At 74.8% G+C, this 11,467-nt stretch carries 12 protein-coding genes and 1 pseudogene; 12 read left to right on the forward strand and 1 reads right to left on the reverse strand.

From position 1 onward, the window contains the following. Positions 1–228 (reverse strand): annotated as a pseudogene (locus tag F8274_RS26800) (4-phosphopantetheinyl transferase); the annotation flags it as partial. Between the two features lie 17 nt (positions 229–245). Here F8274_RS26800 and F8274_RS26805 point away from each other — a divergent pair. The 12 genes from F8274_RS26805 to F8274_RS26860 all read left to right on the forward strand — a co-directional run bounded on the left by F8274_RS26805 (position 246) and on the right by F8274_RS26860 (position 11,447). Beyond that, entirely contained in the window at positions 246–509 is a 264-nt protein-coding gene (locus F8274_RS26805) for an acyl carrier protein (protein ID WP_151465140.1), read from the forward strand. Beyond that, positions 509–754 (forward strand): acyl carrier protein, encoded by a 246-nt coding sequence (locus F8274_RS26810; RefSeq protein WP_151465141.1) that lies wholly within the window; start codon positions 509–511, stop codon positions 752–754. The genes F8274_RS26805 and F8274_RS26810 overlap by 1 nt, the downstream gene beginning before the upstream one ends. Further along, complete coding sequence (locus F8274_RS26815; RefSeq protein ID WP_151465142.1) at positions 747–1,880, forward strand: beta-ketoacyl synthase; 1,134 nt, start codon at positions 747–749, stop codon at positions 1,878–1,880. The genes F8274_RS26810 and F8274_RS26815 overlap by 8 nt, the downstream gene beginning before the upstream one ends. Continuing rightward, positions 1,877–2,380 (forward strand): beta-ketoacyl synthase chain length factor, encoded by a 504-nt coding sequence (locus F8274_RS26820; RefSeq protein WP_151465143.1) that lies wholly within the window; start codon positions 1,877–1,879, stop codon positions 2,378–2,380. The genes F8274_RS26815 and F8274_RS26820 overlap by 4 nt, the downstream gene beginning before the upstream one ends. Next, the gene (locus F8274_RS26825; RefSeq protein ID WP_151465144.1) at positions 2,377–3,993 is read left to right on the forward strand and encodes a class I adenylate-forming enzyme family protein; all 1,617 of its coding nucleotides are present in this window, start codon (positions 2,377–2,379) and stop codon (positions 3,991–3,993) included. The genes F8274_RS26820 and F8274_RS26825 overlap by 4 nt, the downstream gene beginning before the upstream one ends. Further along, complete coding sequence (locus F8274_RS26830) at positions 3,990–5,261, forward strand: beta-ketoacyl synthase (protein ID WP_151465145.1); 1,272 nt, start codon at positions 3,990–3,992, stop codon at positions 5,259–5,261. The genes F8274_RS26825 and F8274_RS26830 overlap by 4 nt, the downstream gene beginning before the upstream one ends. A 66-nt stretch (positions 5,262–5,327) precedes the next feature. Next, a complete protein-coding gene (gene hppD, locus F8274_RS26835) occupies positions 5,328–6,434 on the forward strand; it encodes a 4-hydroxyphenylpyruvate dioxygenase (RefSeq protein WP_151465146.1) in 1,107 nt (368 codons plus the stop codon). Further along, a complete protein-coding gene (locus F8274_RS26840; RefSeq protein ID WP_151465147.1) occupies positions 6,431–7,354 on the forward strand; it encodes a phytanoyl-CoA dioxygenase family protein in 924 nt (307 codons plus the stop codon). Before hppD ends, F8274_RS26840 begins: the two co-directional genes overlap by 4 nt. 2 nt (positions 7,355–7,356) lie before the next feature. Further along, positions 7,357–8,154 (forward strand): DUF3050 domain-containing protein, encoded by a 798-nt coding sequence (locus F8274_RS26845; RefSeq protein WP_151465148.1) that lies wholly within the window; start codon positions 7,357–7,359, stop codon positions 8,152–8,154. After that, the gene (locus F8274_RS26850; RefSeq protein ID WP_151465149.1) at positions 8,151–9,122 is read left to right on the forward strand and encodes a thiamine pyrophosphate-dependent dehydrogenase E1 component subunit alpha; all 972 of its coding nucleotides are present in this window, start codon (positions 8,151–8,153) and stop codon (positions 9,120–9,122) included. The genes F8274_RS26845 and F8274_RS26850 overlap by 4 nt, the downstream gene beginning before the upstream one ends. Then, positions 9,123–10,088, forward strand: coding sequence for an alpha-ketoacid dehydrogenase subunit beta (locus F8274_RS26855; RefSeq protein ID WP_151465150.1), 966 nt, complete (start codon positions 9,123–9,125; stop codon positions 10,086–10,088). It begins immediately after the preceding gene. 3 nt (positions 10,089–10,091) lie between these two features. Further along, positions 10,092–11,447, forward strand: coding sequence for a hypothetical protein (locus F8274_RS26860; protein WP_151465151.1), 1,356 nt, complete (start codon positions 10,092–10,094; stop codon positions 11,445–11,447). The last annotated feature ends 20 nt before the right edge of the window (positions 11,448–11,467 follow it).

Here is an 11,467-nt window from a genome sequence, read left to right on the forward strand (position 1 = left end):
CACCCCGTCGGCGTGGCTGACGCTGACCGGCAGCGCCCGCCCGTCGGCCGCGTACACCTCCGGGCGCCCGCCGGGTGCCCGTCCCACCCCGATCTCCGCCCCGGGCCGGCCGAGCAACGCGCCACCCGCGCGCCTCAGCAGCCGCCGCGCCAGCTCCCGCTGGTCGCCGGCGGTGCGGTCGGTCCACACGTACACGGTGTCCCGACCGGGCACCGGTAGCTGGTTCACGGAAAGAGGTTAACGCCATGCGAGACGAGGTCCGCGCCTTCGTCATCGACCAGCTCGCCGACATGAACTACGACGTCGAGGACGTCGACGACAACACCACCCTCGGCCCCTCCGGCGTCGACCTCGAGTCGCTGGCCCTGGCCGACCTCGCGGTCCGGGTCGAGGACCGGTACGGCCTGAAGTTCGCCGACGACGAGTCGGAGAAGCTGGCCCTCATGACGGTCGGCGAGTTCACCACGATGGTCGCCGACCGGGTGGCCGCGAACAGCGACAACGCGTGATGACCGGTCAGCCCGACCTGGGGCGAGCTGACCTGGTGAGCATGCTCGCCGAACTGACCGCGAAACCCGCCGACCAGGTGCCCGACCGGGTCGGCTCGATGGAGCTGGCCTGGCTCGTGCACCTCGTCGAGCAGCGCTACGACCGCCGGCTGGAGCTGACCGACGACCAGCTCGCCGGCATCCGCACCGTCGACGACGCCCTCGCGGTGTTCCAGACCTCGCTGACCGTTCCCGCAGATGGCTGAGCGGGAGACTGTACGGATCACCGGCGTCCACGCGCTCAGCGCCCTCGGCAGGGGCGCCGACGCGCTGCTCGCCGGGGTGCTCGCCGGCACCCCGGCGTTCGCACCGGTGCGCCGCTTCGACACGGCCGGCCGCCGGGTCACCGTGGCGGCCACCCTGCCGGAGGTCGGCACCCTCGCCGAGGAGCTGGCCGACACGGTCGACCGCGCGTGCCGGGCGGCCGCGCTGGACCGCACGCACCGGGCCGGAGCGGCGCTGTTCCTGGCCGCGCACGGCGGCCCGCACGCGCTGCCGGCGCCGGACGGCGGGGACGCCGGGCCGGAGGTGCCGGCGCTCGCCGGTCACCTGGTCCGCCGCTGCGGCCTCGGGGACCGCGCCCGCGTCTACACCACGGCCTGCGTGTCGGCGAGCACCGCCGTCGCCGACGCCGCGACCCTGATCGGCCGGGGCGACCTGGACCGGGTCGTGGTGGCCGCCGGCTACCTGGTCGAGCCGGACCAGTTCGCCCTCTTCGACGCCGGCCGGGCGCTCGCCGCCGACGGGGCGGTCCGACCGTTCAGCGCCGGCCGGCAGGGGCTCCTGCTCGGCGACGGGGTGGTCGCGGTGGTGCTGGAGTCGGCCCGCGCCGCCGCCCGACGGGGCGCGCCCACGCTGGCCACCGTGGCCGGCTGGGGGCGGGCGGGCGACGCGTACCACCCGTGCCAGCCGCACCCGCAGGGGCACGGCCTGGCCCGGGCGGTCGAGGCGGCGCTGCGCCGCGCCGGGCTGCCCGGTACGGCGGTGGGCTACGTCAACGCCAACGCCACCGGCACCCCGTACAGCGACGTGTCGGAGGCGGCCGCGCTGGTCCGGGTGTTCGGCGCGGCGGCCGGGCGGATCCCGGTCAGCTCCACGAAGGCGGTGCACGGGCACGCGCTGGAGGCGTCCGGGCTGCTCGAACTGGTGGTCACCGTGCTCGCGCTCGGGCACGGCAAGCTGCCGGTCAACGCCGGCTGGCTCGGCCCCGACGAGAGCTGCCCGCTGGACGTCGTCACCGACGCGCCGCGCCCGGCCGCCACCGCCCACGCGCTGACCCTCAACGCCGCGTTCGGCGGGGCGAACACCGCCCTGCTGGTCGGTGCGCCGTGACCGCCGCCGTGCTGGCCGAGGCGCGCTGGCCGGAGGCCGGGGACGGGCCGCCGCCGGCGGTGCCGGGTTTCGTGCACTCGGCGTTCGCGCCGCTGGTGGTGGCGGTGGCCGACCGCTGCCTGCGCGCCCGGTACGGGTCGGGGCCGCTGCCCGCCGGCAACCGGACGGCCGTGGTGCTGGTCAGCGCGAGCGGCGACCGGGCCAGCGCCGCGCACGTCCGGGCCACCGTGGCGGCCGGCGGCCGGGTCGGCCCGCTGTTCTTCTTCCAGTCGGTGCCGAACAGCGTGGCCGGGCACGTCGCGGCGCGCTGGGGCCTGGACGGGCCGGTGGTCTGCCTGAGCCCGGCGGGGGACCCGCGGGCCGAGGGCGCCGCCGAGGCGGACCTGCTGCTGTACGACGGCGACGCCGCGCAGGCGTTGCTGGTCCTGATCGAACAGGCACCGGACGGAACGCCGGGCGAGGCGACCGCGGTGCTGCTGGGGGAGGGAACACGTCAATGAGGACTAAGGGACTGCGCGGCGCCCTGGCGGCCGACGGCGAGCTGGGCGCGGGGAACGTGCTCGCCCGGGTGCTGGCCCACGGGGCCGACCCGGGCGGGCCGGGACTCACCTTCGACACCGCGGTCGACGGCCACCCGGCCGGGACACCGCTGACCCTGGGCCGGCTCGACGAGTTGGTCGCCGCCCGGGCCGCCCGGCTGCACGAGTGGGGTGTCCGGCCCCGCGACCCCGTCGCCGTGTGGACCGGCGCGGCCGCGGACATGGTGCTGTCGTTCCTGGCGCTGGCCCGGCTCGGCGCGATCCCCGCGCTGATGAACGGCCGGCTGCGCCCGGAGATCGCCGCCGAGTACATCCGCCGGATGCGCGCCGCCGGGGTGCTCGCCGACGCCGCGCACGCCGCCGCCCTGCGCGGCCACGACCCGGGGGTACCCCTGCTCGGCGAGCCGGCCGAGGCGGGCGGCGGCGACCCGGCCGCGGCCCCGCCGCACTACCGGCACCACGACGACGACCCGGTCGTCATCACCCACACCTCCGGCACCACCGGGGTGCCGAAGGCGGTGCTGCACTCGCACGCCAGCCTCTTCGCCGCCACCCGGCACCTGCTCGCCATGCCGCAGGCGCAGGGCACCACCCGGATCCTCAACGCGCTGCCCGCCCCGCACACCGCGACCGTGCTCATGGTCAACCAGGCGCTGGGCAACCGGGCGGAGATGTACCTCCTCTCCAAGCAGGGCGGCGACCGGGTGCTCGACGCGATCCAGCGCTGGCGGCCCGACGGCGTGTTCGGGTTCTCCGTCACCTGGGCCGAGCTGGCCCGCTTCGACCTGTCCGCGTACGACCTGGAGTCGGTGCGGCTGTGGTTCAACACCGGCGACTGCTCGCACGAGCCGCACGTGCGGCGGCTGGTCAAGGTGGGCTCGCGGGACGTCATGACCCGCGACGGGGTGACCCGGGTGCCCGGCTCGGTCTTCATCGACGGGCTCGGCTCCAGCGAGATGGGCCACTCGATGTTCCACATCACCCACACCGTCGACACCGCCCGGTACGGTCGCTGCGTCGGCCGCCCGTACCGCTTCACGAGGGTGGCCGTGCTCGACGAGGCGGGCAACGAGCTGCCGCCCGGGCAGGTCGGCTGGCTGGGCATCGACTCGCCGTCGCTGTTCCGCGGCTACTGGAACGACTCGGTGACGACCTACCGGTCCCGGCTGCGCGGCTGGTACCTCACCGGCGACCTGGTCCGGGCGGACGCCGACGGCCGCTACTACCACCTGGACCGGGCCGTGGACTCGGTCGAGACGGGTGACGGGAAGCGGTTCTTCACGGCGCTGTCCGAGGAGCGGATCCTCGCCGCCTGCGCCGACGTCAGCGACTGCACGGTGGTGCTCGTCTCCGACGGCGGGACGATCGTCACCGACGTGCTGCTGGAGTTGGCCGCCGGGGCGGACCCGGCCGAGGACCGCGCCGCGCGGATCCGGGCGGCGCTCGGGCCGGACCTGGCGGCCACGCTGCGCCGGGTGGTGCCGGTGCGCGCCGACGACCTCCCGGTCACCGTGACCGGCAAGGTCCGCAAGGTGGCGCTGCGCGAGCGCTATCTCGCCGAGGCCCCGTCATGAGCGCCGTCGTCACCGGCATGGGGCTGTTCACCCCGGCCGGCCGGGGCGTCGAGGAGACGTTCACGGCGCTCACCACCGGCCGGTCCGGGCTGCGCCGGCCGCCCGAGGGGCACCCGGCGCGGGAGAGCCTCGAGGTGGCCGGGGTCCTGCCGGAGATCGACCCGCGCAGCGTCGCCTCCGGCCCGGAGACGAAGGTGCTCGACCGGATCGTGGTGCTCGCCCTGATCACCGCCGCCGAGGCGCTCGCCGACGCCGGCATCGAGGTGGGGCGCGACGTCGACCCGGAGCGGATCGGGGTGATCGTCGGCGGGGTGGGCGGGATGTCCACGCTGGAGAGCCAGGTCCTGGCGCGCGCCGCGCGGGGCCGGGCGGCGGTCAGCCCGTACCTGCTCACTGGGATCCTGCCGAACATGCCGTCGGCCCGGATCGCCATCGCCCACGGCATCCGGGGCTACAGCTCCGCGGTGGGCACGGCCTGCGCCTCCGGGGCACAGGCCGTGGCCGACGGGGTACGCCTCATCCGGGCCGGCGAGGCCGACGTGGTGGTCTGCGGGGCGAGCGAGGCGCCACTCTTCCCGACCTTCGCCGACACCTTCGGCAACGCCCGGGCCCTGGCCCGGGGCTGGGACGAGCCCACCGAGGCCAGCCGCCCGTTCGACAAGCGGCGCAACGGGTTCGTGCTCGCCGAGGGGGCGGCGCTGCTGGTGCTGGAACGTGCCGGGCACGCCGCCGCCCGGGGGGTCACCGGCTACGCCGAGGTCGCCGGCTACGGGGTCAACACCGACGCCCACCACCCGACCGCGCCCCGGCCGGACGGCGCCGGGGCGGCCGCGTGCATGCGCCGGGCGCTGGCCGGCGGGGGCGTGACGCCGGCCGACGTCGGCTACGTCAACGCGCACGGCACCGGCACCAAGCTCGGCGACATCGCCGAGACCACCGCCCTCGCCGCGGTGTTCGGCGCCGGCGGGGTGCCGGTCAGCTCCACCAAGGCGCTCACCGGGCACCTGCTCGGCGCCTCCGGCGTGCTGGAGGCGGCGGCCACCGCCCTCGCCCTCGGGCGCGGGCTGCTCCCGCCCACCTACCACCTCGACGACCCGGACCCGGACTGCGCGGCGGACCACGTCCGCGGCGCGCCCCGGGCCACCCGCGCCGAGCACGCGCTGACCAACTCGTTCGGCTTCGGCGGCCAGAACGTCAGCCTGCTGCTGCGCCGGGTCGCCGGCGACCGCCCGGTGCGGCGGGCCGACGCACCGGCCACGACGAACTGATCGGACTCCATCCCGGGCGGACGCCCGGGTCGCGGTCACGGGGGGAAACAGGGGGAAAGGCTACCGATGGACATCAACGGAATAGACCACATCGAGCTGTACGTGGGCGACGCCCGCCAGGCCGCGTTCTACTTCGACACCGCTGTCGGCTTCCGGCTGCGGGGCCAGGGCGGCCCGGAGACCGGGCTGGCCGGGCAGCGCTCGCTGCTGCTCGAACAGGCCGACATCAGGATGCTGCTGACCAGCGGGCTGACCGCCGAGCATCCGGCGTCGACGTACGTGCACCGGCACGGCGACGGCATCGCCGTGGTGGCCCTGGAGGTCGACGACGCCGCCGGGGCGTACGCGGAGCTGGTGGCCCGGGGCGCGACCGGGATGACCGCCCCGCGCACCTTCACGGGCGCGGACGCCGAGGTGGTGACCGCCGAGGTCGGCGGCTTCGGCGACGTGCTGCACCGCCTGGTCGAGCGGCGCGGCGACCGGACGCGGTTCCTGCCCGGGGCGATCGAGGAGCTGCCCGGCGGCGGCGACACGCCGCTGCTCGCCGAGATCGACCACCTCGCGGTCTGCGTGCCGCCCGGCCAGCTCGACGAGACGATCGGGCACTACGAGAAGGTCTTCGGCTTCGCGCAGATCTTCGAGGAGCACATCGAGGTCGCCGGACAGGCCATGAACTCGAAGGTGGTGCAGAGCCCGTCCGGGCGGGTCACCCTCGTGCTGCTGGAGCCGGACACCGGCCGGCGGCCCGGGCAGATCGAGGACTTCCTGCGCTGGCACGCCGGCGCCGGGGTGCAGCACCTCGGCCTGCGCACCGACGACATCGTCACGGCGGTCGGCGCCCTCGCCGGCCGGGGGGTGCGCTTCGCCGGCACCCCGGACGCCTACTACGACGACCTGGAACGGCGCGTCGGCAAGGTGGACGCGCCGCTGGACCGGCTGCGCGACCTGAGCATCCTGGTCGACTCCGACCACGACGGGCAGCTGCTGCAGATCTTCACCGAGTCGATGCACGTGCGCCGCACCCTCTTCCTCGAAGTCATCGAGCGGCGCGGGGCGCGCACCTTCGGCAGCGGCAACATCAAGGCGCTCTACGAGGCCAAGGAACGCGAACTCGCCGCGGCGGGGGCAACCCCCGCCGTCGCGGCCGGGACGGCAGGAGGGGTTCGGGCATGACCACGACACATCCGGGGCTGACCGCCGAGGAGGAGGCGTTGCTGCCGTCCGAGGAGGACGTGCGGCACTACGCCGAGCACGGCTGGTACCTGAGCGGGAAGCTGCTCACCGACGAGGAGGTGGACGCCCTCGCGGCCGCCACCGACCGCTACTACGGCGGTGAGCGGGACCGGCGGCTGCCCGTCCGCCCGCCGAAGCTGGCCTACTGGGAGCCCACCAGGGGCGACGTTCAGCGGCACAACGACTACGTGCACCACGAGCACGACGCGATCGGCCGGATTCTCCGCAAGCCGCTGATCGGTGCGGTCGCCGCCCGGCTCGCGCGGGCCGCCGAGATCCGGATCTTCCAGTCCACCCTCATCTACAAACCGCCGATCTCGGGCGAGCCGTCCAACATCGTGCCCTGGCACTTCGACAAGCACTACTGGGCGTCGTCCTCCTCGGAGAACATGCTCACCGCGTTCATCCCGTTCCACGACTGCGGCGAGGAGATGGGCACCATCACCATCGTCGACGGCTCGCACCGCTGGCGGGAGATCGGCGCCGACGACACCGTGGTGCGGCACTTCGCCGACCGGGACCGTGACCAGTTGGAGGAGATGCTCGCCGAGAACGCCGCCCACAACGAGGCGGAGATCCGCAAGGTGCCCATGGTGATCCCGAAGGGGCACATGAGCTTCCACCACTGCCGCGTCTACCACGGCAGCGGGGCGAACGTCAGCGGCCGCCCCCGCCGGGCCATCTCGCTGCACCTTCAAGACGGCGCCAACGCCTGGCGGGAGTACCCGCTCTCCGACGGCACCCTGGCCGCGTACAACCACGACGTGCTGGTCCGCCGCACCCCCGAGGGCCGGCCCGACTACGCGGACCCCGAGTTCTGCCCGGTGATCTGGCGCGACCGCGCCCCGCAGGGAGGCTGAGAATGTCACGGTACGACTGGGGCCGGACGCACCCGGGCATCGAGCGGCTGGAACGCGCGGTCACCGACCGCCGCGACGTGGTGGTCAAGCACCCGCTCTACGCCAACCTGGACACCCACGAGGCGCTGGTCACCTTCATGGAGCACCACGTCTTCGCGGTGTGGGACTTCATGTCGCTGCTGAAGTCGCTGCAACGCCAGCTCACCTGCGTCACCGTCCCGTGGATCCCCACCGGCCCGACCGGCAGCCGCCGCCTCATCAACGACATCGTGATGGTCGAGGAGAGCGACGAGCTGGGCGACGGCTACATCAGCCACTTCGAGCTGTACGTGCGGGGCATGCGGGAGGCCGGCGCGGACACCGGCGCCGTGGACCGGCTGGTCGACCTGCTGCGCGCCGGCCGGCCGGTCGGCGGGGCGCTGGCCGAGGCGGGCGTGCCCGCGCCCTCGGCCGCGTTCGCCGCCACCACCTGGCGGATCATCGAGAGCACCCCGGTGCACTGCCAGGCGGCAGCCTTCGCGTTCGGCCGGGAGGACCTCATCCCGGAGATGTTCACCCAGGTCGTCGCGGTCAACGAGCGCAGCAACCGGCTCAACACGTTCGTCGACTACCTGGAGCGGCACATCGAGGTCGACGGCGAGCAGCACACCCCCATGGCCATGCAGATGCTGGCCGACCTGTGCGGCGACGACGACGGCAGGTGGCAGGAGTGCGCCGACACGGTCAACGCCGCGCTCGCGGCCCGGGCACAGCTCTGGGACGGCATCCTGGCCGCGATCAAGGAGGGTCGTCCGGCGTGACCGGTCCCGACCCGGTCGGCCTCTACCGGACGGTCCGGCTGATCCGCCGCTTCGAGGAGCGGGCCATCGCGCTGGTCGACGCCGGGGAGATCGTCGGCGGCATCCACCCGTACCTCGGTCAGGAGGGCGTCGCCGCCGGCGTCTGCGCGGCGCTGCGCCCGGCGGACCTCGTGACCGGCACCCACCGCGGGCACGGGCACGTGCTGGCCAAGGGCGCCGACCCGGCCCGCATGCTCGCCGAGCTGTGCGGCCGGGTCACTGGGCTCAACCGCGGCCGGGGCGGGTCGATGCACGCCGCCGACTTCGGCGTCGGGGTGCTCGGCGCCAACGCCATCGTCGGGGCCGCCGGCGCGATCCTCACCGGAGCGGTGTGGGCGCGCCGGCGGCGCGGCGACGACGTGGTCGGGGCGACCTTCTTCGGCGACGGCGCGGTCAACGAGGGGATGCTCCTCGAAGCGTTCAACCTGGCCGCGCTGTGGCGGGTGCCGGTGCTCTTCGTCTGCGAGAACAACGGCTACGCCACCACCATGCCGGTCGAGGGCGCGGTCGCCGGCACCATCGCCGGCCGCGCCGCGGCCTTCGGCATGCCGGCCACCGCCGTCGACGGCCAGGACCCCGAGAAGGTACGCGAGGTCACGGCCGCCGCCGTCGCACGGATGCGCGCCGGCGGCGGCCCCGAGCTGGTCGAGGCCCGCACCTACCGGTTCGACGCCCACCACACCTTCGAACACCGGGTACGCCTCGACTACCGCCCCCCCGAGGAGGTGGCGGCGGCGCGGCTCCGGGATCCGGTGCTCATCCAGGGGGCCCGGCTGCCCGCCGAGGCCCGGGCGGCGGTCGACGCCGAGGTCGAAGCCACCCTCGCCGCGGCGGTGGACTTCGCGCTGGCCGGCCCCGCGCCCGATTCCGCCACCGCCCTCGACCACCTGTACGCCAGCGGGCTCACCGCCCGGACCGGAGGTGGCTGAATGCCCCGGCTCTCCTACCGCAGGGCGCTCACCCGGGCGCTCGCCGACGAGATGACCCGCGACGAGTCGGTCTTCCTGCTCGGCGAGGACATCCGGGTGGCCGCCGCCGGCGTCACCACCGGCCTGCTGAAGAAGTTCGGCCCGGAGCGCGTCCTCGACACGCCCCTGTCCGAGCAGGCGTTCACCAGCTTCGCCACCGGCGCCGCGCTGGCCGGGGCGCGCCCGGTGATCGAGTTCCAGATCCCGTCGCTGCTCTTCCTGGTGTTCGAGCAGATCGTCAACCACGCGCACAAGTTCCCGCTCATGACCGGCGGTCAGTGCGCCGTGCCGGTCACCTACCTGGTGCCCGGCTCCGGCTCCCGCACCGGCTGGGCCGGGCAGCACTCGGACCACCCGTACAGCCTCTTCGCCCACGTCGGGGTGACCACCGTGGTGCCGGCCACCCCGGCCGACGCGTACGGGCTGCTGGTCTCGGCGATCCGCTGCGACGACCCGGTGGTGGTGTTCGCCCCCGCCGGGGCCCTCGACGTGCGGGACGACGTCACCGATCTCGCCCCGGTGCCGCTGGGCCGTGGCATCGTGCGCCGCCCGGGGGCCGACGTCACGGTGGTCGCCGTCGGGCACCTCGTGCACGACGCCCTGGCCGTCGCCGACGAGCTGGCCGGCCAGGTCTCGGTGGAGGTCTTCGACCCGCGCACGCTGTACCCGTTCGACTGGGACGGCCTGCTCGACTCGGTGTCCCGCACCGGGCGCCTCGTGGTGGTGGACGACTCCAACCGGTCCTGCGGCATCGCCGGGGAGATCATCGCCACCGTCGTCGAGCGGGTCGCGCTCGCCGCGCCGCCCCGCCGGGTCACCCGGCCGGACGGCGCGGTGCTGCCGTTCGCGCCCGCCCTCGACCGGGCCGTGCAACCCGGCCGGGACCAGCTCACCGCCGCCATCCAACTGACCTGTAAGGACGGATGAACGATGGACGCGAACTACCCGTGGCCGCCCGCCGGGCAGGCGTGGACCGACCTGCCCGAGCCGACCCGCACGGCGATGGTGGCGGCCGGCGCCGGTGCCTGGGAGAAGATCTTCCACGGCCGGGCCACGTACAACAAGCAGTGGCGGCTGGCCCGGCCCCCGGTGCTCACGGCCGACGCGTTCCGCGAGCTGAACGAGGTCTGCGACCGGATCGCCCAGCTCATCCTGGAGGCCTGCCGGCGCCGGGCCGCCACCGCCGGTGAGCTGCGCCGGCTGCTCGACGTGCCGGCGGGGGAGACCCGGCTGCTGGACGAGGACGAGCCGCTGCACGAGGGGCTGCTCGCCGCGTACCGGCCGGACGTGCTGTTCTCCGGCGGTGTGCCGTGCATCGTGGAGTACAACATCGACAGCAGCCTCGGGGGCGGCTTCGACGCCGACACGGTGATCTACCGCTACGCCGAGCTCTACCGGGAGCACGGCCTGCTCGACGGCCTGCCGGTCCGGCCCGCGCCGTCCCTGCTCGACCAGCGGTTCGTGGCCATCCGGGACACCCTCGGCCTGCCCGACGGCGCCCGGGTGGCGCTGCTCATGGACTTCGACGCCGAGTACCCGGGCCTCGACGACCCCGACACGTTCATCCGGATCCTGTCGCCGCTCGCCGGCCAGGCCGCACGCTTCGGTATCGACCTGGTCATCGCCCCGGTCCGCACCGCCCGCCTGGACGAGCACCGGCGCCTGGTGGTCGGCGGCGCCCCGGTGGACGCGCTGTTCCGGCTCTTCGTGCCCAACCGGGTCACCCCCAGCGCCGGCCTCGACGCGGTGGCCGGCGCCCTCGCGGCCGGCACCCTGCCGATGTTCGTCAGCAGCGCGGCCTGGCTGCTCAGCAACAAGCTCAACTACGCCTGGCTCTGGGCCGACCTGGACCTGCTGTCCGAGGCCGACCGGGAGCTGGTCCGCCGGTACGTGCCGCACACCGTGGCGCTCACCGCCGACCAGCTCGACCGGGCCCTCGCCGAGCGAACCGACCTGGTCGCCAAGCCGGCCGGCGGCTCGGCCGGGCATGGCGTGCTGATCGGCCGGGCCATGAGCCCGGTGGCGTGGGAGGACGGGGTCCGCGCCGCGATCGACGCGGGCGGCAACATCCTCCAGCGCTACCACGAGGCCGACCGGGTGGCCATGGACTTCGTGCAGATCGAGACGGGGGAGACGGTCACCGCCGAGGTCCCCTACAGCCTCGCCCCGTACCTGTTCGGCAGAACGGGTTCGGGCGCCCTGGCGCGCGTCGGCTACCCGGGCTGCGAGGAGGTCCTCAACCTGGCGAGAGGCGTCCTCATGACCGGCATCCTGCTCACCAACTGACCCCCTGCCCTCCCCCTTTC

It is taken from the genome of Micromonospora sp. AMSO31t (genome assembly GCF_008868175.1).
GTDB lineage: Bacteria > Actinomycetota > Actinomycetes > Mycobacteriales > Micromonosporaceae > Micromonospora.